This is a genomic window from Syntrophomonas erecta subsp. sporosyntropha (assembly GCF_055395365.1).
Map to the genome: position 1 here is coordinate 1,144,674 of NZ_AP042459.1, position 24,136 is coordinate 1,168,809.

Consider the following 24,136-nt stretch of genomic DNA (forward strand, 5'->3'; position numbering starts at 1 on the left):
GCCTCATAGTAGCTAATCCCTTCTGTGCTCGCATCAAACGTGCATAACCCGCGGTCCTCATAAGCGCAAATATCGCAGTATGAGTTCTCTATCAGCGCATAGGCTATTTCTTCGAAAGTAGCCCTGCGCCTTGTTCTCTGTTATCTCTACTGCTTCGCTGCCGCAAAATGGGCAAGGTTTCATCTCATTGGGCATCCAGCTTTACCTCCTTATCGACTTAGTAGTTTTTTTGGCTCGGTGATAATTTTTCTTCCGGTGTTTTCTTCTTTTGCGGTTCCGGCTCCGGGTCAGCATAAGCTACTAATCGTCCAGGGCTCATGTAGCCCCAGGTGTAGCTTTTCCGGGGAGGTCGTTGGCCGCGCTTGCGCATTTGTTTCCGCCAGTTGCGGTAGCGGCGGGTCTTAGTTCTGCCCATCACTAGCCACCTCCTCAAAAATCGAAACGATGTGAAACGGGCATTTCCAGATTCGCAATGCTACTATCTCAGCTGCAGCTATTGCGTTTTTAGCTTGTACTTTTATTGTCCGGTCAGATCTACGGGCACGTTTCCAAAGCCGGTATTTGACTTCCCACGTTTTCAATTTACATTTCTCCTCTCAGGTATAAATGGAGGCCGCTGCCGGACTTGAACCTGGCCCTCCTCCGGTATGCTCCCGGAATTGCTCGCCTCTGAGCTTGCGGCCTTGATGGTTTGTCCCCTGTATTAAGGGGAGAGTGCCGCCCTGCCGCGCATATCGGGGGACTTGCGGTCAGGGCAGCTTATGTTATAATGAGGGTGTAAAATTTCTTAGTCCGCTTTAATGCGGGCTTTTTCTTTTTGTGATCGTCTGGCCTTCCCCGCATTGGCCGGGTTAGCCATCCTGGCTGGGCCTGTCTCCTTGGTAACCAAGGTATTCCGCCGATCGGTTCCCTCCTCTCGCTGATTTCGGATTCTTGCGCCTTTGCCGATGTTGGTCACCTCCTCTCTACTTAATCTTTCTGAGTACTCCATACTGCTGTTCTGGCTCCGGCTGAACGCTCTTAGCCTCTTGGTCGGCAATCCAGGCATCCAGTCCTTCCTGGCTGAATAGTACCCGACGGCCCACACGGACACAGGGTATAAGGCCTTTTTTAGCTTGGTTAAGCAGGGTCCAGTAAGAGATTTTTAGATAGTCTGCGGCCTCCTGGGCGTCTAGCATGTGACGCGGCATAGCTTGTCCCCTCCTTTTTGTATGTATTGTATTAATTTATTAGTTCATTTACTGATACCCCTAAGGCTTTAGCAATCCCGATCAAATCCTGAGCGGTAGCTTTTCGATCTCCGTTTTCGATCTTTGATACTTGAGACTGATTTAGGTATTCGAGTCGATCAGCTAGTTCTTGCTGACTCATATCTTGACTCTGCCTAATGCTCTTAATCTTCCTCCCTAGCGCGATTGACACCGTTCTCACCTCCTCGGTTATTCCATAATAGACTGGCCCTAGTATTATGTCTATTCTGTTTTGGAATAGGTTTTGTAAAATATACGCACATTTTTTCGATTACCTCGCAAAAGCTTGACTATATTCTATTTTGGAATTAAGCTAAGAAAAAGCTATTCTCTTTTGAAATAGCATAGGAGGGGGGACGAACATGGAAGTACAGGATAGAGTTAGAAAATTCCGCGAAAAAAAGGGGTTATCAACTACTGAACTAAGTAAGTTAACGGGTATTTCGCAATCGACAATAAGCAAACTTGAAAACGGAAAAAGAAAAGCTGATTTGGAAATTCTTGAAAAAATAGCTCATGCATTAGGTATATCAGTAGATCGTCTAACTGGCGAATCTGCTAGCAGTATTATTGAGGAAAGACTTGAAGAGATCGGAATGACCCTAGAAGAGTTAGGGGAAAAATCAGGCGTATCTCCGTATTGGCTTCAAAATTTAGATACTTTTGTACCCTGGGATGAGGAAGATGAAATAGGATATATCTGGATATCTAAAATAGCTAAAGTACTTGAATTGCCGGGTAGCAAACTTCGAGCTGCACTCGCACGCCAGGAACCTCCAGTTTATGGTGGTTCTAAAACTAGCGCTTTAATAGATTTTAATAAAATAGAAGAGTCAGGATCTGTTTATGAAGCCTCTTTTGTAATTAGAGAAGTCTTGAATGATTATGGCAAGAAAAAGCAAAATGAGTGCCTTATCCCGGTACTTGGCTCTATTCCTGCGGGAGTATCTATAGAAGCAATTGAAGATATTATCGGCTGGGAGGAGATCCCTGTGGATTGGCTGAACGGCGATAGGGAGCACTTCGGTCTTAAAGTTAAAGGTGATAGCATGTATCCGGAATACCTGGAGGGAGATACTGTAATAATTCGTAAACAACAAACTTGTGACTCAGGGGACGATTGTGCGGTGATAATTAACGGTACCGATGCAACACTAAAAAGAGTACACCGGCTTAAGGATGGGATTGAGCTGGAAGCTATTAACCCAATGTACGGCAAAAAGAGATTTTCTAACAAGGAAGTAGAGAGTTTACCTGTAATTATACTCGGTGTGGTTGTAGAGCTAAGAAGAAAAAAGAAGTAAGGAGGGATGGTATATGACAGAACAGAAGCCCAGACGAGCGGCTGGATCCTATCGCAAGCGCGGCAAAGACTCCTATGAGCTTCGATATAGAGGAAATTACAAAACAATTCAAGCGCCGAACGATACTAAGGCCGAAAGAGCCTTAGCTGCTTTCATAGCTGAGATGGATAAAGGCAAGTTTAAAAAGCCCACTAAAATGACGGTCAAGCAGCTTTCAGTACGATTCCTGCGGGATAATTCTGATTTGTCCGAAAAAACTAAGGAGATATATAAGATATATATCAATGATCGCATTCTCCCTGTTTTCGGAGATATGAAAATAAATAAGGTAAAGCCGGTTAATATTTACGATTTTTTAGATAACCTAAAAGAGGATGGAATAAGAAAAGACGGTAAACCAGGAGGGCTAGCCCCCGCCACAATCCAAAAATATTTTCATATTCTTTCCTCTATGTTTACTTTTGCGGTTGAATTAGAAGAGATAGAAGATAACCCCTGCTCTAAAGTTAAGCCTCCCAAAATACCAAAAAGGAAAAAAGCGAGTATCGACAAAGACCCGGCTCGTGAAATGCTGCGGGCGTTAGCAAAAGAATCTTTGAAATGGAAATGTATTACTTTGCTCGGTGCTACAACCGGAGAGAGGCGAGGGGAAATATTGGGCATTGGTGACAGCACCCTAGACCTAGAAAATTGCACGATAACAATCGATAAAGCGTCCGGGCATATGCCGGGCGGCAGAATATCTTTAAATGCTCCTAAAACAGAGACAAGTAAAAGAGTAATTCCTTTCCCCACACCCCTGGTTCCCTTACTTAAAGAGATGATAGCCGCTAGGAACAAACAGCGCGAAAAGTGCGGTGACAAATGGATGGATAAAATAGAAGTGCATGGAGAAGTGGTCGATAATGATCTTCTGTTCACCCAGTGGAATGGCAAACCGATGCACCCCAATAGTGTTACAGGATGGTTTGCGAAGTTTAAAGAGGATAACAATCTTCCTAAAAACCTTACTTTTCACGGGTTACGGCACACTAATATTACACAACTACTAAAGGCCGGTGTGGATTTAGGAACTGTATCAAATAATGCCGGACACTCTACAAAAACCATGACTTTAGATTATGATGATCTGGATGCAGAAGCATTACGGGAAGTAGCAAACAAAGCTAATAACATATTCGATTTAGAAAACATTGTTCCTGATCTGTTAGGCCAACCTGTGAACATTTACCGCAAAAAAGAAAAAACTGCTTCTGAATGACCCTAAATAGGCTTTAGTAGCTTTTATTTTTGCCCTCTTTGTGGGCAATTTTATGGGCAAGCGTGTTTTTTGCCCTTACCCATAAAAATAGCGAGGCCTTCAAAGCCTCGCTATTACTTACTTCTTATGGTGGGCGCAGCAGGTTTCGAACCTGCGACTTCTACCGTGTGAAGGTAGCACTCTCCCGCTGAGTTATGCGCCCTTATTCTAACATTGAACATTATACCACTTTGTCACTCAGATTCAAGATCATCCGTTAGGATAACCAGAATTGAATTTATCCATATAAAGCCTTTAAACCCGGAAAACATGTCCTGGAAAACCGAACGTAATTATGAATATTTCTCACTTTTAATCAAATACGGTTCGAGTGATAATAGTCTGCTTCCGCTGGGGCCCTACTGCAATCAAAGCCTGTTTTATCCCGGTTAACTCCTCTATTTTTTCAACATAAGCCCGGGCTTGGGCTGGTAACTTCTCATAAGCTGTGATCTTACTCAGATCCTGCTGCCAACCTGCTAGTTCCAAATATTCCGGCTCACACTGTTTAAGAATGCTACCGCTTTCCGGAAACTCATAAATAAGCGTCCCTTTATAACGATAGGCTACGCAGATCTTTACGGTTGGCAAGGAATCTAATACATCCAGTTTGGTAATGGCTAAATCAGTCAAACCATTAATCCGGGCAGCATAACGCAAAATAACGGCATCTAGCCATCCACACCTTCTGGTACGACCGGTGGTAGTTCCGAATTCAGCTCCCCGTTCTCGTAAAAGTATCCCTACATTGTCATGGAGCTCGGTAGGGAAAGGCCCTTCCCCCACCCGGGTAGTATAAGCTTTAACCACCCCCAGCACCCGGTTAATGCTGGTCGGGCCAATTCCTACCCCGGTACAGGCTCCTCCGGCAGTAGCAGAAGAAGAGGTGACATAAGGGTAAGTGCCATGATCGATATCTAATAAAGTCCCCTGGGCGCCTTCAAAAAGAACTTTATGGCCTTCCTGAATAGCCCTATAAACCAGATAAGAGGTATCTGCCAGGTAAGGCCGCAAAACCTCCACCTGATTCATAAGTTGTGCCAGCAGTTCCTGAGGATTAAAACCGGTTTCCCCGTATAATTCTTCCAGTATCCAGTTTTTATTTTCTACCTGCCTTTTAAATTGCTCTTTAAAAAAGTTCCGGTCAGCCAGTAAATCGCAGATCCTAAATCCGGTGCGGTTAATTTTATCAGCATAGGCCGGTCCAATTCCTCTTTGAGTAGTACCTATCCGGCTGCTGCGATCCTCTACCGCATCAATTTTTTTGTGATAAGGGATAACCAACGGGGCACGCAGGCTAATCCTTAAATTAGCAGTATCTATTCCCCGTTTTTGTAATCCTTTAATCTCTTCAATAACTTCCTGCATGTCCACAACTACACCATTGCCAATAATACAAAGGGTGTCTGGATTAAGAATTCCGGAAGGAATTAAATGAAGCATAAACTTCTCATTTTTTACTTCTACTGTATGCCCGGCATTGCTTCCTCCCTGATACCTAACCACACAATCGGCTTTCTCAGCCAGGAAATCGGTTATTTTCCCTTTTCCTTCATCTCCCCATTGAGCGCCTATTAGTACCACGGCAGCCATCTGTCCACCCCCTGTTTTCTTTAAAATACAATTAATTTTTAGCAAAATAATATTAGCAAGAAGTTCCAAAACAAGTCAATCCCTCTGAACACTATTTCATTATTTTTTTATACCTGAATATAGTGTCTACTACCAACTGATGAATCATTCCTTCCTTAAATGCCCAATTAAAAAGCCAGATCTTAATAGATCTGGCCACTTATTTCTCTAGGTTTAATATTATGGAGATTATCGCCTGCTGGTGGATATGCCCGGTTAAATAGGTGCTTCCTGTGAGTAATCTCACCATGCACGAATTATTGCAGGCTAATGGCTATATTACCATCACCTACTATATGGGGGAATGCTTCATGAATCAAGCGGATAGGAATTATCTCGATGTCATCTGTTGCCCGGGGAAGATCTTTCTGGTTATCAGCCGGAATAAGCATCTTACGAATTCCAGCCTGCCGGGCCCCCAGTATTTTCTCATGTAATGCTCCGACTGGTTTTACCTTGCCCTGGATTGATAATTCTCCAGTCACAGCTACATCCTGCCGGATAGGAAATCCCTTAATAGCACTCCATATGGCCAGGTAGATAGCCGCTCCTGCTGAAGGTCCATCTACTCGTCCTCCCCCAACCACATTTATGTGTAAGTCATAATTTTTTATATTTTCCCCAGTTTCTTTACGCAGGACCGAGGCCGCATTAAAAACCGAATCACGAGCCATGGAACCGGCAGTATCATTGAAGCGGATACTTCCCTCCCCTGGCTTAGCTGCATCAAAAGCAATGGCTTCCAATTCAATTAAAGCCCCTTGAAAGCCATATGCACCAATACCAAATATCTTACCTACCTCCGTATCATCAGAGGCCCGGGTAAACACAGGAGGGGTAATGCGGGCATAATGAACCGCCTCATAAACGTGGTCACAGGTAACCGTAATGATAGCTTTTCCCCGGGATTCGTTTAATGCCAGTGCATAAGCATCTACCAACAGCTTGTTGGCACTCCTCCCGTCGGTAGTATAGTTACCTATCAAGGTGTCCACCCCGGGCTCAATGGCTATATCCAGTTTCCGGGCTGACATTTGCACAATATTGATAATCTGCTGTACGGTTAAAGGTTCAAAAAATATTTCCGCACAGCGGGAACGAAAAGCCGGACTTATTTCCTCCCGGCCCCTGGTAGTCGCCCCGATAAGAACAAAATCAGCCGGAACACCTTCCTCGAATATCTTTTTAATATAACGAGGTATACGCTCATCATGAGGATCATAGTAAGAAGATTCATAGAATACCCGCTTATCTTCCAGCACTTTTAAAAGCTTATTTTGCAAAAGCGGATCCATCTCTCCTATTTCGTCAATAAAAAGAATGCCCCCATGGGCTTCGGATACCAGCCCCAGCTTTGGTTCAGGAATACCTTCATCTGCTAATTCTTTTTTTGCACCCTGGTAAATAGGGTCATGCACAGAACCTAATAACGGGTTGGTAGATTCCCGTGGATCCCATCTTAACGTGCTTCCATCTACTTCAATAAAGGGAGCCTTGGGTGAAAAAAGATTCTCCTTATGTTTTTTTACCATTTCTAGAGCCAGCCGGGCACAAGTAGTTTTTCCTACTCCCGGGGGGCCATAAAGAATAATATGCTGTGGATACGGGGTATTAAGCTTAGAGATAAGTGCTTTAATAGCTTTTTCCTGGCCTATAATCTCACCCAGTGAAGATGGGCGTAAAACTTCCAGTGCAGTACGGTTTAGAGTAGTCTGTTCCATTTTCTCCAGACGCCCATATTTTTTTAGAGTTTGTGCATTCTCTGAGCTGGTATTCTGCTCTTTTAGAACCTGTATTTGAATATCACGCAGGTACTCATCATACTTTTCATTCATTTTTTCCTGAACACGATGCTGCAGTTCTTCTTCCACTGCCCGGCGGGCAAAAATCTCCGCCATCTTGTCTTCCATGGTATCCAGAAATTCTGCTATATCCTGACCCTCAACCATACTAATGGTTGGATCCTCATACAAGATTTTCTTCAGGGCCAACAGGCGATCTTCTATTTTTAATGAGCTCATCAAATCAAGGGCATCTAGTTTACTCGCTCTCAGGATAAGCCCCTGAGTTCCGAATAAGTTGTCCAAACTCTTATAAAGAGATTCTATTCGCCAATAAAGTTGAGAATTATCCTCCTGTTTGCCATCTTTTTTTTCCCTTCTCCTCACCTCATACAACACACCGTATCCTCCTAGAGTTTATTCTGCTTCCACTATTACCGTAATATCAGTTTGAATAGCAGGATATATTTTTAGCTTAATTTTGTATTGTCCTAAATGTTTGATAGGATCTTTAAAATCTACTTTTTTCTTATCAATTTGAATACCTAATTGCTCATTAATGGTATCAGCTATCTCTTTGGCCGTTACCGCACCAAATAATTTATCTCCTCCGCCTGTACGTGCCTTTATTCTTATGCTCTTACCTTCCAGTTTTTTCTTAAGTTCCAGAGCTTCGGTTTTTTCCTTTTCCTGTTGTTTTTGTTTACGACGTTTTTTTTCCTGGTTCTCCTTTACACGAGTTTGGGTAGCCTCAACTGCCAGGCCTTTAGGTAACAAATAGTTTCTGGCATAACCATCGGCAACCTCCTTAATCTCCCCTTGTTTTCCTTTACCTTTTACATCCTTTAGGAAAATAACTTTCATTATTTATTCCTCCTTTGGTGTCCGTTTTTTCCTGAAATCGAGCAAAGAGTCAAACATACCTATGACCGCAAAAAAGATAATTGCTGATACAGGAAACACCAGGGTCAGGATAATAAGCACAATAGTCAAATTCCTGCGGGGTCTGGCGGGATATTGCTTTAACTTGAAAATAGCGATTGCCAACCCAAAATAAACAGCTATGGGTGTTAAAACAACTAGAAGATTGGATCCGGCATAATAGATATAGGAAAACTCATCTCGCCCCCATAACCACAAACCTAGACCCAAAATGATTACCCATACCATCTGCCAGGGCATAATTTCCTGATCATAAGGTCTCTTCTTTAGACGGTCATTATGACGTTTTTGACTCGCATAAGCAGCAAAAAAGAGCATGAAAAATACTGCCAATATAGCCTGAAGATAGTAAAAAGCAGGCAAATGCCAGGCTAATGCATTTACAACTTTAGAAAGGGTATTTTCCAGCTCATCACGACTTATACCCCTTTCTTGATAAAAATCGAAAATTCCAGCTTCATCATAGGTCTGCAGGCTTTCTTCAATATAAGTATGCAACTGGGTCTCTAGTTCCCCGATCCCAATTTGGCCTGATCCTAAGTATAAAAATATTAGAAAAAGAGAAACACCTACTATCGCTGCAATAAATCCTTTTTTTTGTAAATAATAATAGTCAGGCTTATGGCGTGCTAGACAACTCATAACAAAGGCACTTACTCCAAAAATGCCCAGGTAAAAAAGTAGATTAGTTGGACCGGCTAATCCCAGCCAAATTAATACATTAGCCGTAAAGATTGAGATCAGTTGCCAATTAGTTAAATAAAAAGCACTAATAATCAGGGTACTTCCCCAGGCAATAGCCAGGATAAAAGTAAGCGAAGGAAGGATCACCATGAAATAACACAACAGTGATGTTATGGCTGCAAACGCTATAAATACCGACACGGTATCACCTCTTTTTATTTTCCAGGTAGTCAACAAGCCGGGAAAGATCTCCATACCACTGTTCTACTTCATGGGACTCGTCGATACCCTTGGTTAGTTTCTCCTTTATTTTGGCATCGACTGTATAAAAATTAATCCCCACCCGGTGCCCTAAAATATATGCTACAACAATAATGGTAGCTAATGCATCAACAACTACATCAGCACCGGATCTTAAAAGGCCTTTAAATAGGGCTCCTACGGCATCTATCAGTTCTGCTTTTAACCACTCTATGAGCTTAAGGTTTTTAGCTATATCGATCTCTCTTCCTCTCCCTGTCAAAACCAGCACCTCCCACCATAGTTTCTTCGCCCCGTAAAAAATTTCCTGCTCCCAGGAGTATTGGCTAAAAGAATATGCAAATAAGCCCCCGTAAACGAGGGCTTATTTTATTCTTATTCAGATGTGTAGGGCAGTAAAGCCATGACCCGGGCTCTTTTTACAGCTGCCGTTAATTGCCGCTGGTGGTGAGCACAATTTCCGGTAATCCGGCGGGGTAATATCTTACCCCTTTCAGTAATATATCTTCTCAACTTCGGTAGTTCTTTATAATCTATAGCTTCAACTTTATCAGCGCAGAAATTGCACTGGCGCCTTTTCTTACGTCTCTCTCTCTTAATCACGCGGCTTCCCTCCTTTAGAACGGTATATCATCTTCCTCGATGTTATCTACTATGTCAATATCATCCAGGCTTACTTCTCGCCCCAGATTATTCCATTCGTCTTTACTGGCACTACTGGTACGGCCGGGAAGATTTCCTTCACCACCGCTTGTCCCGCCCCGATCCAGAAAGCGTACCTCATCAGCTACTACTTCAGCAACTCTTCGCCTTTGCCCCTCCTGGGTCTCATAGGAACGTATTTGCAATCGACCTTCCACTGCTGCCAGTCTTCCTTTAGACAGGTAATTAGCACAATTTTCCGCCAATCCCCTCCAGGCAACAATATCAATAAAGTCAGCCTCGTCCCGGTTGTAACGTCGGTTTACGGCAAGTGTGAATCGACAGATAGCTGTACCATTAGTAGTATACTTAAGCTCCGGATCTCGGGTCAAACGGCCTATCAGGATAATACGGTTTAACATTTTACCTCCCCCTAACCTTACCAAAAGACCTTATTTTTCGTCCTGGCGAACAATCAAATGACGCAGGAACTTATCAGATATCTTAATGACCCTGTCTAATTCCTCAACAGTTTCAGGCATACCTTTAAAGTTCCAGACATAATAAACGCCTTCCGTATAGTCTTCAATACTATAAGCAAGGCGTTTCTTGCCCCAGCCATTGACCTCGTTCACAAACTCTCCCTTAAAATCAGCAATGATTTTTTGTAGGCGATTCTTTACCTCAGTAGCAGTTTCTTCATCGAGGTCCGGCTTGAGAATAAACATAATCTCATATTCACGCATTTACTACACCTCCTCCCTATGGACTAACCCTAAAACGGGCCGGCTCCGGTGTTACCGGAGCAGGGACTTCGTTTGATTATAACATTATTTGCCCTGTTAAGGCAATAACTATCTATCATAAAAGCCCTTTTATGAGCAAAGTCCTCAATTCCGATACTGGTTTTTCTATTATATAGGTGTCGTTAAACAGGGCTTTTAAAACTGCCACCGGTTCGTTACGCTCATTAGTTTTAAAACCAATAATGCAAAAACGTTCATTTCCCGGCATGCTTTTGACCGACACCAAATCTCCCTTCATAAAACCTGCATCAGAAACTAATCTTAACCTCATCGCGCTCCCCCCTTTAAGGTACAGGTTTACCATATAATATGCTCTACCCGGGGGAAATGTCAGGTTATTTATAGTTCAGGGGGTTCAATACGTATTATACGCTTTTCGAAATCCCGGCGAGGAAGCATAACAACCCGTCCACATCCCCGGCATCTTATCTTAATATCTGCTCCCATACGAATAACCTGCCAATTATAACTGCCACAGGGATGTTGTTTTTTCAACCGTACAATGTCTCCCAGCGTAAACTGCTTACGCTCCATCCTGTCTCCCCCTTACTTTTTACCTCTGTACTATAATCTTATCAAAACCGTGGTCCAAAACCGTACCTACCTGGAAACAGGGCACCTGCCGGTCCTGCATAAGCCGTTGCAATTGGGCCGCTTTATCCTTATCTATCACCATTAACAGCCCTCCCGCTGTTTCCGGGGAAAATAATAAATCCCTTAACATAGAATCTACTCCATCAGCAAAGGTCACCTTATCCAGCAGGTATTCCCGATTAGTGTAAGCTCCTCCTGGAATTAATCCCAGATTAGCATATTCCATAGTTCCAGTCATAAACCTGATCTTACTGGCATCTACTTCTACAGTAACATCACTGGCTGAAGCTAATTCAAAGAGATGACCTAAAAACCCGAAACCGGTCACATCAGTAGCCGCATGGGCTCCAACTTCCTGCATAATCCCAGCTGCTTTCCGGTTTAGTGTAGACATCCACATAGTAGCTTCCCGGTACGCCTCCGGTGAAGCCATATCCGCTTTAATAGCTGTGGAAATTACTCCATTTCCCAGGGGTTTAGTTAAAAAAATGATATCACCCGGTTCTGCTCCGCAATTACTGGTAATTTTCTGCGGGTGAACTAAACCGGTTACGGCTAATCCATATTTAGGTTCCTGGTCATCTACCGTATGCCCACCCAGAAGAAGGGCTCCCGCCTCTTTAATCTTATCTAATCCACCGCTAAGAATATCACGCAGCACGGTCAAATCCTCACACTGTGGATAACAAACAATATTCATTACTAATAGGGGCGTCCCCCCCATGGCGTAAACATCATTAATAGCATTAGCGGCGGCAATCTGCCCAAAAACAAAAGGATCATCCACCATCGGCGTGAAAAAATCCAGCGTCTGAATCAGAGCAGTTTCTGGATCCAACCGATATACTCCCGCATCGTCCCTGGTATCAGTACCTACTAATAAATTTTCATCTTTAGGAAAATCAAAATCTTTAAGTATACTTTCTAGAGTCCCCGGACCCATTTTAGCAGCTCATCCGGCTGCACGTACCATCTGAGTCAGACGTTGTTTCTTCACTTGCCACCCCTCCCTTAACCTAATTAGAAAATGACTGTAAAAAAGCCCGATAAGCTTTATAAGCCATATAAAGATCTGCTTTACTGACTACTTCAAAAGGCGAATGCATGCCTAGAACGGCTACTCCACAATCAACCACTTCCATACCATAACGGGCCATGTAATGGGCTACCGTTCCACCACCGCCTATATCGACCTTCCCCAGTTCTCCCACCTGCCATACTACTCCGTTTTCAGTAAACAACTTTCTTATAGGGCCCAGAAACTCAGGATTAGCATCGCTAGAATCGTATTTTCCTCTGGAACCGGTATATTTGGTCATAACTACCCCGTTACCAAGAAAGCTGCAATTCATTTTTTCAAAAACATCCGGGTAATTAGGATCAACGGCTGCATTAACATCGGCGGACAAAGCATGACTGCTAAATAAGCTGCGTCTTAAGGAATAATAGTCACCATGACCAGCTTTACTCATAACCCCGGCCAGCATATTTTCTATAATTAATGATTGTAATCCAGTATTCCCATTACTGCCAATCTCCTCTTTGTCCACAAACAAAGCCAGAGCGGTCCTAACCGGGTTGCTAACCTCCAGAATAGCTTTTAAGGAAGTATAGGCACTAGAACGGTCATCCTGTCCGTATCCGCCCACCAAGCTATGATCCAGCCCTACCTCACGAGCCCTAAAGGCAGGAACTAACTGCAGTTCCGCACTGGTAAAGTCATCTTCCTCCAGATGATACTTCCCGGCCAGTATACTCAATATATTCTTCTTAACTCTCTCCCCTTCAACCTGGGTATCAGGACGACTTCCCACCAAAGCATTAAGGCTTTCCCCTTTAATAGCCTCCCCCATCTTTTGCTCCATCTGCTCCTTGGCCAGATGGGGTAACAAATCTGCAATGGTAAAGACCGGATCTCCTTCTTCCTCCCCGATACAAATTCGAATAATCTGTCCATCCGGCTTAACTACCGTCCCATGAAGAGCCAAGGGCATAGCCAGCCATTGATATTTTTTTATTCCTCCATAATAATGCGTCTTAAAAAGAGCCAAACCTTCTGATTGATACAATGGTACCGGTTTAAGATCTAAACGAGGACTATCCAGGTGGGAAACCACCATATTTAACCCTTTTTCCAAGGATTCTTCTCCTACCACCATCAATCCGCAAATCTTGCCCCGGGTTTGAAACAGCAGCTTTTGCCCAGGTTCTATAGTCATAACTTGCCCAAAATCAACAAATCCGTGCTGATAAGCCAGGTTAGTTATATAATCCACCGCTTCCCGTTCCGTCTTCGCCTTATTCAGGAAATCTACATAACTATCTGCCAATATATACGCTGCCTGAATTTCATCCTCATTCATTTTAAACCAGGCACTACGAAAAGTTTCCTGTTTATCTTCCAACTATCAACGACCTCCTTTTTAACTGAAAAGCCTCCGGTTAATACATTTAGGGTTCCCCCGGCTAATATGTCTATGCACTTACTCCCATAATATCTCTCAGTAGCCAGAATAGCCCGCTAAACTTTTCTACTGCCAGAGAACTATTCAGATATTCCCATCCCACTACCCCTGCTTTTAAACCCATACGGGCTGCCAGCTCCACCGGAGCCTGTAGCAAACTTAATAGGATAGCTATGATTAACAAATTTTTAGCTACTACCAGGATCATTCCCAGTACCGAATTCAGCCACCCCAGTATCCCCCAGGACAAAAGATTATTAAACCCTTTAAAGACCAATTGCAGGAGCTTACTTCCCATAGTCACTATAAATAGGAAACAGCCCAGTACGACTGATAAATAAGCCAATAATGCGGCCAGGCTGGAAAATTGTTCTATCTTAATAGGATACCGGAAACTTAAATGAAATGGTATAGAGGAAGCCGTCAGAGGGATACGGCCAATAAGAAAATCCTCCAGCCAGGTGATTAGGCCCAGACGATAATCCAGGTAGAGGGCCACATCATCACTATAAATCACCGCAACAGCAATGGCCAAAATTAATCCTACCAGACCACCCAGGGCTTGCACTAATCCCTGACGCAATCCCGCCAGTGCACTAAGGGCCAAAATACCCGCTATTATATAATCTAGAGCATTAAGCTGCACTTGATCACCCATTTATTCTGATTATGTCCAATTATAACATATCCGTCCTTTAACAAAGACATTTTAAACTTGACAATTAATTAACTAAAAAGGGGGGTTCTAGTCCTTTTTAAGTCTTAAATATGGTATATAAAACTGACCAGTATCTTGTATTATATGGGTATCTATTATGAGAAGGTTCTTGCGAGTTGCAGCACTTTATTGTTATCCTTATAAAAGATGCAGTAATTAAATAGGCGGGAAAACTGGTAGTGTATAAACGGCTCTCCATTTTATCCGGGAAAACAGTACCCTCCTGGGATGTCTATAAAGGCTTAAGGCTGCCTGCCTGTTATACTATCTAGAGTAAAATAGCAGAAATATTACCTTATTCCCGCTCCATAAAGTCTTTAGAGCTACTAAGGTTATTTATTTTGGGATTTTTGCCCACGGTTTCCTTTTAAAAAACCAACTTATTAATTGAATGAAACCATTGTAAACCTATACAATAATATAAAAACCTCATTTCTAAATCGATCTTGTTTATTAACCGGACTAAATTAGGAAGGGGAAAACTATGGAACTCCACGAAATTGCCAATTTAATTACCTTGGCTAATATTCGTTCGATTACCAACTATATTCAAACATTTGGAATTTTAGCCCCACTAGTGGCTTTCGTATTATTTGTCGTACAAGCGGCTTTGCCTATATTTCCTTATGTAATTTTAGCAGCGGCCGGAGGTATCTTATTCGGCTTTAAGATGGGTTTTTTATTGTCCTGGCTAGGAGCTCTGGCAGGTGCCTGTTTAGCCTTCTGGATATCCAGACTAGTTGCCTCCGAGTGGGCCAGTCGACAAATAGAACGATATTTCGGCTATAAGGTAGGGAAAAATAATTCGGGTCTAGCTTTTTGGAGTATTTTAATTGCCCGGGTGGTTCCCGTAGTCCCTACCCCATTGATTAATGTGGCCGCCGCCCTGGGAGGAGTTTCCTTCTGGAATTTCTTTTTTTCCTCGGCCATCGGCAAGATCCCGACAGCGTTTCTTTATACCGGGCTGGGCCTGGCTTTATTTCAAACCAGGGATATTAAGCTGGGTCTTGCTATAGTGAGTATAATCCTTATACTTTTAGTTGTAGGCCGCTACTATGCCCGGGGACGGTTGTTTAATTTTACTAAACACAGCCACTAAAATACGACTTATTCTTGCGAGGAAAGTTTTCCTTTGTAGATATTTCCCGGGAAATAAACTTTTTCGTTTAAAAAGCTCTCTTCCATTTTGGAAGAGAGCTTTTTAAATCTTAATTAATTGGCGGAAGCGTGTGAGAATCGAACTCACCAACGGCAGGATCGCTGCCGCTCGGCTGGATTTGAAGTCCAGGCGGCCCACCAGGACCGATCCGCTTCCTCAAACTATGCGTAATGAGTATATAATCCATCAGTGTATTTGTCAAATTAGTTACGGCTACCTATTTATCCACATTGGGAGCAACTATAACCGATTCAATCTCATATCCATTTTTACGGAGTTCTTCCAGGACAGGATCACATTTCAAAGTCTCTATACGAAGAATAGCTTTGTACTTGTCTTTTTTCTTGTCATAGTAGACCACCGCATTAAGAATGTTGATACCAATTTTACCAATTAACCCGGTTAATTGTCCCAGGGCTCCGGGACGATCCGAAGGGAAAATAACATCTAAACGGCTGTGGGGGTTATTTACTCCCAGAATATCAATAAAAGCATCAAATATATCAGTTTCAGTAATCATCCCCACCAGCTCGTTATTGTTCATCACCGGCAGACCGCTAACCGTATTTTTACGCATAACCTTAGCGGCTGTTTCGATGTAATTATCGGGCCCGATGGTCACCACCGATTGCTTTTTAGGTAATATGTCTTTTATGATGGTTTTGGCCAATATATAATTTAATTCATGAATACTAAGGGAGGTCGCTGATGATGGCGACGCCTGATTTAAGTCTGACAGGGTCACAATTCCCACCAGGTTTCCTTTGTCCATAACGGGAAGCCGGCGGATGCTATTTTCCTTCATCAAGCGAAACGCTTCAGTAAGACTAGTGGCCAAGGTAACGGTTATGACGTTAGTCGTCATACGTTCTTTTACTTTCATGGATATACCCCCTTTTTTTAAAAGGCTTGTTATCCGCCCAGGTACTCTTTTTTAACTTCGTCACTATTCATCAATGCCTGTGCAGATCCTTCTAAAACAATTTCCCCGGTTTCAATAACATAGGCTTTATCTGCTATGGATAGTGCCATATTAGCATTTTGCTCTACTAATAGGATGGTAGTTCCTCTACTATTTATATCTTTAATTATCTCAAATATTTCCTTTACTAGCAAAGGCGCTAAACCCATAGAAGGCTCATCCATTAATAGAATTTCTGGTCGGGCCATTAGTGCCCGGCCAATCGCCAGCATTTGCTGCTCTCCCCCACTTAAGGTCCCAGCCATTTGTTTTTTTCGCTCTTTTAAACGGGGAAAACGAAAGAACACTCCCTCCAGATCAGCTTCGATTTCCTTTTTGTCGTTACGTAAATAGGCCCCCATCTCTAAATTTTCCAGTACCGTCATAGAAGGAAATACCCTTCGCCCTTCAGGAACCTGCGAGATTCCTTTGCCGACAATTTTTTCCGGCGGAACTTTTGTTATATCTACATTATCAAACATAATTGAACCTGATCTGGGACGCAGTAGACCGGAAATAGTTTTTAAGGTGGTTGTCTTACCAGCTCCGTTAGCTCCGATCAGAGTGACAATGGATCCTTTTTCGACCGTTATGGATAGCTTTTTTAAAGCATGAATGGCTCCATAATAAACGTCAATATCCTTAACCTCTAGCACTACTCTACCTCCTCTCCCAGATAGGCTTCTATAACTCTCTTGTTGTTTCTAATATCCTTAGGGGTTCCATCCGCAATTACCTGTCCGTAATCCAGCACATATATACGTTCACATACCCCCATGACCAGGGACATGTCATGTTCAATCAAAAGTATAGTCAAGTTAAACTGGTCACGAATAGTGCGAATCATTTCCATAAGTTCCAGGGTCTCCTGAGGATTCATACCGGCAGCCGGCTCATCCAGAATCAATAGCTTAGGATTAGTTGCCATGGCCCGGGCTATTTCCAGACGTCTTTGTTCCCCATAAGGAAGACTGGCCGCTATTTCATCTTTCTTTGCATCCAGGTCAAATATTTTCAAATAGTTTATGGCCTGTTCATGAATAGTTTCTTCCCCTTTAAAGTAGCCGGGTAGCCTTAATAAGGCAGTAATTAAATGGTAATCCACGTTTTTATGCAGGGCAATTCTTACATTATCCAGTACGGTCAAGTCGTTAAATAACCTAATATTTTGAAAGGTGCGGGCAATACCCTTTTTGCATATGACATAAGGAGGCAAACCGGTAATGTTTTGTCCCTCAAAAATAATTTCCCCCTCATCCGGCTTATAGACCCCGGTAATAAGATTAAAAACTGTAGTTTTGCCGGCACCATTTGGTCCGATTAGTCCCACTAATTCCCTCTCTTTAAGGTGGAAATTAAAATTAAGGACTGCACTAAGGCCACCAAAGGATTTATGCATATGGCTAATTTCTAGTAAGCTCATTTCTTCCACTCCAAATCTTGCCAAAAGTTCGCCGTCCTAGTTCTTTATTGCCCATTAACCCCTGTGGTCGGTAAATCATTACTATGATCAGAATTAGTGCATATATAATCATACGCACCGCCGGAAAAGCTTGTAGAAAGGCCGTTAATGCCGTTATAAAAATCGCGGCGATAACTGCTCCGGTGGTACTCCCCAATCCACCTAAAACCACTATGACTAGTATGTCAAAGGATTTTAAGAAGTTGAAAGTTTCCGGTTTAATAATATAAAAGAAATGGGCATACATAGAACCTGCTAGACCAGCAAATAACGCGCCTATCACAAAAGCTAGTACCTTATATCTAGTAGTACTAACCCCCATTAACTCGGAGGCGATTTCGTCCTCCCGTACTGATATAATGGCCCTGCCGTAACTGGAGTTAATTAGGTTTACTATGACTACTATCGTAAGAAGCGTAGCTCCAAACAGCCACGGCCAGGAGGTATACTTAGGAATCCCTAGAACTCCGGCAGGTCCCCCGACATATTCAATGTTTTGCAAAACAACCCGGATGATCTCCCCGAATCCCAGGGTAGCTATGGCCAGATAATCCCCCCGCAGTCTTAGAGTAGGTACACCGATAATAAACCCCGCCAGGGCAGCTGCCAGACAGGCAACAATAATTCCTACTATGAAAGGCATTTCTAAAAAATTTGTCATAATAACCGAAGCATATGCCCCTACTGCCATAAAGCCTGCATGGCCCAGAGACAATTGTCCAGTAAAACCGTTTATAAGGCTAAGACTTACTGCCAGTATAATGTTGATACACATAGAGGTAAGATTAATTTGATAATACTGGTTGAGCATTCCCATACTGATAGCATACTGGACTACAGTGAATATTAGGGCCAGGATCCCTACTTCGACTAGAAATCTCAGCCAGTTGGTTTGTTTCTTTTTCATAACTTAAGTCACCTACACTTTTTCGCCGGTATTCTTGCCGAAGAGCCCCGTGGGCTTTATAAGCAGTATCAAAATAAGCACTCCAAAAGCCACCGCGTCACGGTACAAACTATTACCATAACCGCTGACCATGGTTTCCAATATACCCATTACAAATCCGCCTACCATAGCTCCTGGAACTATACCAATTCCACCTAGAACTGCGGCCACAAAGGCTTTCAACCCGGGAATAATTCCCATAAGCGGATTAACCGTGTTGTAGTATACTCCTACCATGACCCCTGCCGCTGCAGCCAGGGCTGAACCGATAGCAAAGGTAATAGATATGGTCTTATCAACATTAATTCCCATTAATACCGCCGCATCCTTGTCCAGCGAAACAGCCCGCATGGCTTTACCGGTTTTGGTCCTTTTAATGATATACTGCAAGATCATCATTAACACTACTGCTGATACAAATATAAATATATCTTTATTAGATATATTTAGCCCCATTAAGTAATAGTTTTTGGCCGGAAATGCACTGGCAGGAAATACCTTTTGGGAAGGTCCTAATAAAAAAATGGTGGTATACTCTAAAAATAGTGACATACCTATGGCAGTTATTAGGGCAGCTATACGGGTAGAATTACGCAGTGGTTTATAAGCCACTTTTTCTATAACTACCCCTAGTACGGCACAGGTCACCATGGCAAATAACATTGCTACTACAATATTTGCCCCTAATATAGAGATGGAAAAAAAGCCTACAAAGGCACCTACCATCATGATATCCCCATGGGCAAAGTTAATAAGCATGATGATTCCATAAACCATGGTATATCCTAGTGCTATCAGTGCATATATTGCCCCCAGCGACAGTCCGTTTATTAATTGTTGCATGAATTCAAGCAAGATAGCCACTTCCTTCATTACTTAGTGGCAGAGGGAGAGTTATATCTCCCTCTGCCAGGTTTACTATTAGGGTTGAACTTTAGTTTTTAAACTTTGCACGCCATCCTTGTACTCTAGTATAATTCCAACTTTGACAGGATTGTGGTTCTCATCTATGGTCATTTTACCAGTAATCCCCTGAAAATCTCTAATGTTTTCCAGGGCGCTCTTAATCTTTTCCGGATCCGGTTCGCCGGCATCCTTTATAGCCTGAACTAGTAATTGCATAGCATCATATCCTAAAGCATTAAACGAGTTAGGTGTTTTGTTATGCTTAGCTTTAAACGTTTTAATAAATTCAGCTACTACTGGATCAGGGTCTGCAGCCGAAAAGTCACAGGTCAGATAAGTGTTATTAAGATTAGCAGCACCGGCCACCTTAACCATATCCTCAGAAACCCAGCCGTCTCCACCGCCAATAGGCGCAGTAATACCAAGTTCACGCGCTTGTTTAATTAATGGGGCAACTTCCTGATAATAACCAGGTACATAAATGAAATCAGGGTTCTTGCTTCTTATCTTAGTAAGAGTAGCCCGAAAATCACGGTCGTCTTTAACAAAACCTTCTGCGGCTACTATAGTACCACCATTTTCTTCAAAGGTCTTCTTAAAATATTCAGCTAGTCCTTTCGCATAATCAGTGGAACTATCCTTATAGATCGCCGCTGTTTTAGCCTGCATGTCATCCAGAGCAAATCGTGCCATAAGAGTACCTTGGAAAGGATCTATAAAACATGTGCGGAAGATGTAATCCTTCAAATTACCGGTCTTCTCATCTACAGTAACTGTAACCGCAGTTGCTGCAGGAGCAATCAAAGGTATCTTATTTTCCATCATAACCGGGGTAGATCCGCCCACATTTCCACTAGTTAAAGGTCCAATCTGGGCAACAATACCTTCCCCTACCAGGGCAGCACTGACACTCATCGCTTCATCAGCAATAGATTTGCAGTCTCTAACTACTGGTTCAAGCTGTTTGCCAAGCACCCCACCGGCAGCATTAATCTCTTCCAAAGCCAACAATGCACCATCTCTAGCATCGGTACCATAAGTAGCTGCACTGCCGGAAAGCTCAACATTAAGGCCCACCTTAATTGTATCTCCGGTCTGGGTAGAACTATTTCCGCCGCAACCGGCAACAATTGCGAGCATAAATAACATCAGTACTACCATCGTCATCTTCCTGCTCATTTTCATCCATTTTCCTCCTCTTTTTTATATATATCATAGCCGTACCCGGTTATGAAATCTCATTTCAGCCTAACCTGCTTGCATCTCCCATTTGCCGCAACGGTCTCCCCATCGTGCCAGAAGTTCACCATCTTCAAAAAACTGTACTACTTCGCAGGCATTGGAACATCCCTGACATTCAAAACTAGTAGTCTTAAATGTGATATTCTGTATTTCAAATCCTTTAAAATCAGTTCTACCTTTTTTAGCCCGGACATCTCTAGCCAGCAGGGCTGCCCCTAGAGCCCCCATTACTCCCCGGTATTTAGGTACGATAACCTCGGTGCCTAAATACTGGTTAAAAGCCTGCACCAGGCCTTGATTAGCAGCCACACCACCCTGAAAACATACCGGTGCCAATATTTCTTTACCTTTACCCACATTATTCATATAATTACGTACCAATGCTTCACAAAGACCGGCAATAATATCTTCCGTGTTATAACCTAATTGTTGTTTATGTATCATGTCTGATTCGGCAAAAACAGCACAACGTCCTGCTATTCTTACCGGATTTTTAGCCCTTAAAGCGTAATTACCAAACTCTTCAATAGGTATACACAAGCGAGCGGCCTGCTGATCCAGAAAAGATCCGGTTCCTGCTGCACAAACCGTATTCATAGCAAAGTCAGTAACTACTCCATCCCGTAAAATAATTATTTTCGAATCCTGCCCACCTATTTCAATAATAGTCTTGACCTCAGGCACTACTGAAGAAGAAGCTACCGCATGAGCAGTAATTTCGTTTTTAACGATATCTGCTCCTATAATCATACTAGTCAGGTACCGGGCACTCCCGGTTGTCCCCACACCTAAAACCTCAAAATCCTTGTCCAACATCTGCCCTATCTGGTGCACGGCCTCCTGAACAACTTGAATTGGCTTACCATTGGTGCGCAGGTAGTTATAGGCTAATATCTCACCTTGTTCATCCATGGCAACAACATTAGTGCTGACTGAGCCTACGTCAGCGCCCAGGTAACCTTTTTTCATATGACTAACCTCTCCATTTTCTGTTTATGCTTAGTTTCCCTACGCCGCTCCAGTAAGTCTACAAAGGCCTCCAGGCGGGTTTGTACCCCTGCTTTTCCGGTCTGCTCATCAATGAATAAAGTTAATACCGGTATCCCCAAATCCCGGCTAATACTGGGAAGGATGCTTTTAGCTACAATCTCTGGAATACAAGCAAAAGGTGCTAATTGTACTACTCCGTCAAATCCATGCCGGGCGTAAAGAATAGTTTCTCCTATACTATTTACCCCGTGTCCCCCGATGGGAGCTTCATTGAGATAAGGTTTAGCCACGTCAAAGATATCGCCTTCCAGGTTTTTAATAGTGTTATTTCTGGTATAGGAACTTAAATAGATGGATCGATCCGTCTGAACCCCCATTTCCCCCAGCATAATTTGTATATAATGATTAGCAGCTGGCTCAAGAACAACATATATCTCACCTATAATACCTATTTTTAAAGGATTCCGGGTGGGATCCCGGGGGATATTTTCCAGAATCTTTAAGCCTTCCCGGCGGGCCTCTTCAATTTCACCCAGGGTATTGGCAGCATCAAGCATATCCAGAGCCTTCCAGGTTGTTCGGGTCGTATCTCCCCGCTTCACCTCATAAGGCCTTATTTCGTGGGAAAGCAGTTCCACATCGTCGATGGCCTTTATTTTTTCCCAGGTTATCTTTAGCACCTGGATAAACTCTTTTACTGATAATCCACCAGTAACTCTGATTTTACGAAGTTTCTTCCAAAAATCCCTCAAATCACATAAGGGTGGTTCAAAGGCCACCACCTTTATATCTTTATTGAGCCCATCCAGTAAATACTGATGCATTACCCAATAATAGCCAGCCCTACAAGGCCCCATGCCTCCCGAGGTAAGAATTACTTCGGCTCCCATGTCTGCTACTTCCAGATAAGTACCCATTAAAATTTTAAAGGGAATACAGGCAAATTCAGGAGAATAACGAACCCCCAAATCCAGAGTATGCCCGCTTGGTTCAGGAGGTACAATACACTCATGACCCATATTTTCAACCAACCACTTAAATGCAATATAGGAATAGCCCATATGAGGAAAACTAATCTTCATAGTTTATCCCTCCGATAACGCAGCATATCAAGAAAGGCCTCAATACGGGTGCGAACACCTGCCTCCCCGGTATGTTCATCAATAGCTATAGAAAGATAAGGTTTGGGACCCCGACGACGGGATTCGATCTCTAACAACCTGTCCACCATTGAATCCGGACCACAAGCAAATGCTGTTACATGAATAAGTCCGTCAATATCTTTCCTGGCTAGGTAATGTAAACCACCATAAACTACCCGGTTGGAAAAATACCAGAACATACTTTTAGGTAAAGTCCTGGCCTGGCGGTTCATAAGCTGATCACTAAGCATATCCTGGGTAAATACTTTAACATTTTGTTTTTTTAAAAGCTTTAATAGACCTACATTAACATACTCATCATAAAGGGCATATGGATAGCCTACTACCGCGATTTTAGCATCATATCTTTCCACATGGTCTACTTTATGATCCTGCCCGGACATTATGTCCATTGCCTCCAAGGGAGTATGACCTGCTTCCAGAATCTTCTGAAAATTTTGCTCGGTTTTCACAGCCTGATGATAAGCCCGGCTGGCCTCGTTTATTGTATTATTAAGTTGTTGGGCTATCTCCTGACAGATATTAGCCAGTTCGTCCTTACCCTTTTTTAAATCAATGCGAGTATCAATTATAGATGGGAGTGACTTTATGCCCAACCGAACCATATCAGGCAAACCTAAAAATTTAGGACAAAAGGTTTCCGTGCCAAAATCTCCATGTTTGCGCATACTTACCAGACGGGGACAAAAAATATAATCCACCTTATTCATCAGGTCAACAACATGTCCATGATATATTTTTATAGGAATACAGGCATCATTAACGGCTTCTTCTATTCCCCGGTCCATAATCACCCGGGTGGTAGGAGAAGAAACAATTACTTCATGTCCCAGTTCACTAAAAAAAACATTCCAGAATGGAAAGTACAAATAGTACGCGAGGGCGCGCGGAATTCCGATTTTAGACACCTTACAAAATCCTCTCCCGT

The 24,136-nt window shown here is 42.8% G+C and carries 30 protein-coding genes and 2 tRNA genes; 3 read left to right on the plus strand and 29 right to left on the minus strand.

Going from position 1 to position 24,136, the window contains the following annotated elements; translation table 11 throughout:
• Positions 1-217: 217 nt before the first annotated feature.
• From ACZ5Q0_RS05550 to ACZ5Q0_RS05570, 5 genes are all read right to left on the minus strand, one after another.
• A complete protein-coding gene (locus tag ACZ5Q0_RS05550; RefSeq protein ID WP_447182838.1) occupies positions 218-415 on the minus strand; it encodes a hypothetical protein in 198 nt (65 codons plus the stop codon).
• Positions 402-581, minus strand: coding sequence for a hypothetical protein (locus tag ACZ5Q0_RS05555; RefSeq protein WP_447182839.1), 180 nt, complete (start codon positions 579-581; stop codon positions 402-404). The genes ACZ5Q0_RS05550 and ACZ5Q0_RS05555 overlap by 14 nt, the downstream gene beginning before the upstream one ends.
• Positions 582-787: 206 nt before the next feature.
• Positions 788-958 (minus strand): hypothetical protein, encoded by a 171-nt coding sequence (locus ACZ5Q0_RS05560; RefSeq protein WP_447182840.1) that lies wholly within the window; start codon positions 956-958, stop codon positions 788-790.
• Between the two features lie 7 nt (positions 959-965).
• Positions 966-1,190 (minus strand): helix-turn-helix domain-containing protein, encoded by a 225-nt coding sequence (locus ACZ5Q0_RS05565; RefSeq protein WP_447182841.1) that lies wholly within the window; start codon positions 1,188-1,190, stop codon positions 966-968.
• A 31-nt stretch (positions 1,191-1,221) separates the two neighbouring features.
• Positions 1,222-1,422 (minus strand): helix-turn-helix domain-containing protein, encoded by a 201-nt coding sequence (locus ACZ5Q0_RS05570; RefSeq protein ID WP_447182842.1) that lies wholly within the window; start codon positions 1,420-1,422, stop codon positions 1,222-1,224.
• 190 nt (positions 1,423-1,612) lie between these two features.
• Between ACZ5Q0_RS05570 and ACZ5Q0_RS05575 the strand changes: the two genes are divergently transcribed.
• Both ACZ5Q0_RS05575 and ACZ5Q0_RS05580 read left to right on the plus strand, forming a co-directional pair.
• Positions 1,613-2,554, plus strand: a complete 942-nt coding sequence (locus ACZ5Q0_RS05575; protein WP_447182843.1) for a S24 family peptidase — start codon at positions 1,613-1,615, stop codon at positions 2,552-2,554.
• Between the two features lie 13 nt (positions 2,555-2,567).
• The gene (locus ACZ5Q0_RS05580) at positions 2,568-3,815 is read left to right on the plus strand and encodes a site-specific integrase (RefSeq protein WP_447182844.1); all 1,248 of its coding nucleotides are present in this window, start codon (positions 2,568-2,570) and stop codon (positions 3,813-3,815) included.
• 127 nt (positions 3,816-3,942) lie between these two features.
• Here the strand turns inward: ACZ5Q0_RS05580 and ACZ5Q0_RS05585 are convergent.
• The 14 genes from ACZ5Q0_RS05585 to ACZ5Q0_RS05650 all read right to left on the minus strand — a co-directional run bounded on the left by ACZ5Q0_RS05585 (position 3,943) and on the right by ACZ5Q0_RS05650 (position 14,319).
• Positions 3,943-4,017, minus strand: a tRNA-Val gene (locus ACZ5Q0_RS05585).
• A 149-nt stretch (positions 4,018-4,166) separates the two neighbouring features.
• Complete coding sequence (locus ACZ5Q0_RS05590; protein ID WP_447182845.1) at positions 4,167-5,447, minus strand: adenylosuccinate synthase; 1,281 nt, start codon at positions 5,445-5,447, stop codon at positions 4,167-4,169.
• Between the two features lie 296 nt (positions 5,448-5,743).
• Complete coding sequence (gene lonC / locus ACZ5Q0_RS05595) at positions 5,744-7,666, minus strand: Lon family ATP-dependent protease (RefSeq protein WP_447182846.1); 1,923 nt, start codon at positions 7,664-7,666, stop codon at positions 5,744-5,746.
• An 18-nt stretch (positions 7,667-7,684) separates the two neighbouring features.
• Positions 7,685-8,131: a 50S ribosomal protein L9 gene (gene rplI / locus ACZ5Q0_RS05600; protein ID WP_447182847.1), complete on the minus strand. Its 447-nt coding sequence runs from the start codon at positions 8,129-8,131 to the stop codon at positions 7,685-7,687.
• 3 nt (positions 8,132-8,134) lie between these two features.
• On the minus strand, positions 8,135-9,094 hold the full coding sequence (locus ACZ5Q0_RS05605; RefSeq protein ID WP_447182848.1) for a DUF2232 domain-containing protein: 960 nt from the start codon (positions 9,092-9,094) through the stop codon (positions 8,135-8,137).
• Between the two features lie 4 nt (positions 9,095-9,098).
• The gene (locus ACZ5Q0_RS05610) at positions 9,099-9,425 is read right to left on the minus strand and encodes a MazG-like family protein (RefSeq protein WP_447182849.1); all 327 of its coding nucleotides are present in this window, start codon (positions 9,423-9,425) and stop codon (positions 9,099-9,101) included.
• Between the two features lie 104 nt (positions 9,426-9,529).
• The gene (rpsR, locus tag ACZ5Q0_RS05615) at positions 9,530-9,754 is read right to left on the minus strand and encodes a 30S ribosomal protein S18 (protein WP_446820805.1); all 225 of its coding nucleotides are present in this window, start codon (positions 9,752-9,754) and stop codon (positions 9,530-9,532) included.
• A gap of 17 nt (positions 9,755-9,771) precedes the next feature.
• Entirely contained in the window at positions 9,772-10,218 is a 447-nt protein-coding gene (locus tag ACZ5Q0_RS05620; protein ID WP_446818992.1) for a single-stranded DNA-binding protein, read from the minus strand.
• A gap of 30 nt (positions 10,219-10,248) precedes the next feature.
• The gene (gene rpsF / locus ACZ5Q0_RS05625) at positions 10,249-10,542 is read right to left on the minus strand and encodes a 30S ribosomal protein S6 (RefSeq protein WP_446818991.1); all 294 of its coding nucleotides are present in this window, start codon (positions 10,540-10,542) and stop codon (positions 10,249-10,251) included.
• 115 nt (positions 10,543-10,657) lie between these two features.
• A complete protein-coding gene (locus tag ACZ5Q0_RS05630) occupies positions 10,658-10,873 on the minus strand; it encodes a hypothetical protein (protein ID WP_446818990.1) in 216 nt (71 codons plus the stop codon).
• Between the two features lie 68 nt (positions 10,874-10,941).
• Entirely contained in the window at positions 10,942-11,136 is a 195-nt protein-coding gene (locus ACZ5Q0_RS05635) for a DUF951 domain-containing protein (protein ID WP_446818989.1), read from the minus strand.
• A gap of 19 nt (positions 11,137-11,155) precedes the next feature.
• Positions 11,156-12,169 (minus strand): selenide, water dikinase SelD, encoded by a 1,014-nt coding sequence (gene selD, locus ACZ5Q0_RS05640; protein WP_446820804.1) that lies wholly within the window; start codon positions 12,167-12,169, stop codon positions 11,156-11,158.
• A gap of 43 nt (positions 12,170-12,212) precedes the next feature.
• Entirely contained in the window at positions 12,213-13,601 is a 1,389-nt protein-coding gene (locus ACZ5Q0_RS05645; RefSeq protein WP_446818988.1) for an aminopeptidase, read from the minus strand.
• 70 nt (positions 13,602-13,671) lie between these two features.
• Positions 13,672-14,319, minus strand: coding sequence for a CvpA family protein (locus ACZ5Q0_RS05650; RefSeq protein WP_446818987.1), 648 nt, complete (start codon positions 14,317-14,319; stop codon positions 13,672-13,674).
• A 544-nt stretch (positions 14,320-14,863) separates the two neighbouring features.
• On the opposite strand from ACZ5Q0_RS05650, the gene ACZ5Q0_RS05655 reads away from it, so the two are divergent.
• Positions 14,864-15,478 carry a TVP38/TMEM64 family protein gene (locus ACZ5Q0_RS05655; protein WP_446818986.1) on the plus strand — a complete coding sequence of 205 codons (615 nt, stop codon included), beginning with the start codon at positions 14,864-14,866 and terminating at the stop codon, positions 15,476-15,478.
• A gap of 118 nt (positions 15,479-15,596) precedes the next feature.
• Here the strand turns inward: ACZ5Q0_RS05655 and ACZ5Q0_RS05660 are convergent.
• From ACZ5Q0_RS05660 to ACZ5Q0_RS05705, 10 genes are all read right to left on the minus strand, one after another.
• A tRNA-Sec gene (locus ACZ5Q0_RS05660) sits at positions 15,597-15,694 on the minus strand.
• A 61-nt stretch (positions 15,695-15,755) separates the two neighbouring features.
• Positions 15,756-16,421: a CBS and ACT domain-containing protein gene (locus tag ACZ5Q0_RS05665; protein ID WP_446818985.1), complete on the minus strand. Its 666-nt coding sequence runs from the start codon at positions 16,419-16,421 to the stop codon at positions 15,756-15,758.
• A 29-nt stretch (positions 16,422-16,450) separates the two neighbouring features.
• Entirely contained in the window at positions 16,451-17,155 is a 705-nt protein-coding gene (locus ACZ5Q0_RS05670; RefSeq protein WP_464827269.1) for an ABC transporter ATP-binding protein, read from the minus strand.
• Positions 17,155-17,922 (minus strand): ABC transporter ATP-binding protein, encoded by a 768-nt coding sequence (locus ACZ5Q0_RS05675; RefSeq protein WP_446818982.1) that lies wholly within the window; start codon positions 17,920-17,922, stop codon positions 17,155-17,157. Before ACZ5Q0_RS05675 ends, ACZ5Q0_RS05670 begins: the two co-directional genes overlap by 1 nt.
• A complete protein-coding gene (locus ACZ5Q0_RS05680; protein WP_446818981.1) occupies positions 17,903-18,868 on the minus strand; it encodes a branched-chain amino acid ABC transporter permease in 966 nt (321 codons plus the stop codon). The genes ACZ5Q0_RS05675 and ACZ5Q0_RS05680 overlap by 20 nt, the downstream gene beginning before the upstream one ends.
• Before the next feature lie 12 nt (positions 18,869-18,880).
• Complete coding sequence (locus ACZ5Q0_RS05685; RefSeq protein WP_446818980.1) at positions 18,881-19,780, minus strand: branched-chain amino acid ABC transporter permease; 900 nt, start codon at positions 19,778-19,780, stop codon at positions 18,881-18,883.
• Between the two features lie 48 nt (positions 19,781-19,828).
• The gene (locus ACZ5Q0_RS05690; protein WP_447182247.1) at positions 19,829-20,998 is read right to left on the minus strand and encodes an ABC transporter substrate-binding protein; all 1,170 of its coding nucleotides are present in this window, start codon (positions 20,996-20,998) and stop codon (positions 19,829-19,831) included.
• 63 nt (positions 20,999-21,061) lie between these two features.
• On the minus strand, positions 21,062-22,024 hold the full coding sequence (locus ACZ5Q0_RS05695) for an acyl-CoA dehydratase activase (RefSeq protein ID WP_446818978.1): 963 nt from the start codon (positions 22,022-22,024) through the stop codon (positions 21,062-21,064).
• On the minus strand, positions 22,021-23,127 hold the full coding sequence (locus ACZ5Q0_RS05700; RefSeq protein ID WP_446818977.1) for an acyl-CoA dehydratase activase-related protein: 1,107 nt from the start codon (positions 23,125-23,127) through the stop codon (positions 22,021-22,023). Before ACZ5Q0_RS05700 ends, ACZ5Q0_RS05695 begins: the two co-directional genes overlap by 4 nt.
• Positions 23,124-24,116: an acyl-CoA dehydratase activase-related protein gene (locus ACZ5Q0_RS05705; protein WP_446818976.1), complete on the minus strand. Its 993-nt coding sequence runs from the start codon at positions 24,114-24,116 to the stop codon at positions 23,124-23,126. The genes ACZ5Q0_RS05700 and ACZ5Q0_RS05705 overlap by 4 nt, the downstream gene beginning before the upstream one ends.
• Between the last annotated feature and the right edge of the window lie 20 nt (positions 24,117-24,136).

Excerpts from the sequence above, each read along its gene's own strand:
- ACZ5Q0_RS05695 (WP_446818978.1), bottom strand. The coding sequence starts at position 22,024 with ATGAAAAAAGGTTACCTGGGCGCTGACGTAGGCTCAGTCAGCACTAAT.
- ACZ5Q0_RS05630 (WP_446818990.1), bottom strand. The coding sequence starts at position 10,873 with ATGAGGTTAAGATTAGTTTCTGATGCAGGTTTTATGAAGGGAGATTTG.
- ACZ5Q0_RS05650 (WP_446818987.1), bottom strand. The coding sequence starts at position 14,319 with ATGGGTGATCAAGTGCAGCTTAATGCTCTAGATTATATAATAGCGGGT.
- ACZ5Q0_RS05675 (WP_446818982.1), bottom strand. The coding sequence starts at position 17,922 with ATGAGCTTACTAGAAATTAGCCATATGCATAAATCCTTTGGTGGCCTT.
- ACZ5Q0_RS05665 (WP_446818985.1), bottom strand. The coding sequence starts at position 16,421 with ATGAAAGTAAAAGAACGTATGACGACTAACGTCATAACCGTTACCTTG.
- ACZ5Q0_RS05580 (WP_447182844.1), top strand. The coding sequence starts at position 2,568 with ATGACAGAACAGAAGCCCAGACGAGCGGCTGGATCCTATCGCAAGCGC.
- ACZ5Q0_RS05550 (WP_447182838.1), bottom strand. The coding sequence starts at position 415 with ATGGGCAGAACTAAGACCCGCCGCTACCGCAACTGGCGGAAACAAATG.
- ACZ5Q0_RS05575 (WP_447182843.1), top strand. The coding sequence starts at position 1,613 with ATGGAAGTACAGGATAGAGTTAGAAAATTCCGCGAAAAAAAGGGGTTA.
- ACZ5Q0_RS05655 (WP_446818986.1), top strand. The coding sequence starts at position 14,864 with ATGGAACTCCACGAAATTGCCAATTTAATTACCTTGGCTAATATTCGT.
- ACZ5Q0_RS05590 (WP_447182845.1), bottom strand. The coding sequence starts at position 5,447 with ATGGCTGCCGTGGTACTAATAGGCGCTCAATGGGGAGATGAAGGAAAA.
- ACZ5Q0_RS05620 (WP_446818992.1), bottom strand. The coding sequence starts at position 10,218 with ATGTTAAACCGTATTATCCTGATAGGCCGTTTGACCCGAGATCCGGAG.
- ACZ5Q0_RS05635 (WP_446818989.1), bottom strand. The coding sequence starts at position 11,136 with ATGGAGCGTAAGCAGTTTACGCTGGGAGACATTGTACGGTTGAAAAAA.
- ACZ5Q0_RS05700 (WP_446818977.1), bottom strand. The coding sequence starts at position 23,127 with ATGAAGATTAGTTTTCCTCATATGGGCTATTCCTATATTGCATTTAAG.
- ACZ5Q0_RS05685 (WP_446818980.1), bottom strand. The coding sequence starts at position 19,780 with ATGAAGGAAGTGGCTATCTTGCTTGAATTCATGCAACAATTAATAAAC.
- ACZ5Q0_RS05680 (WP_446818981.1), bottom strand. The coding sequence starts at position 18,868 with ATGAAAAAGAAACAAACCAACTGGCTGAGATTTCTAGTCGAAGTAGGG.
- rpsF (WP_446818991.1), bottom strand. The coding sequence starts at position 10,542 with ATGCGTGAATATGAGATTATGTTTATTCTCAAGCCGGACCTCGATGAA.
- ACZ5Q0_RS05690 (WP_447182247.1), bottom strand. The coding sequence starts at position 20,998 with ATGAAAATGAGCAGGAAGATGACGATGGTAGTACTGATGTTATTTATG.
- rplI (WP_447182847.1), bottom strand. The coding sequence starts at position 8,131 with ATGAAAGTTATTTTCCTAAAGGATGTAAAAGGTAAAGGAAAACAAGGG.
- ACZ5Q0_RS05565 (WP_447182841.1), bottom strand. The coding sequence starts at position 1,190 with ATGCCGCGTCACATGCTAGACGCCCAGGAGGCCGCAGACTATCTAAAA.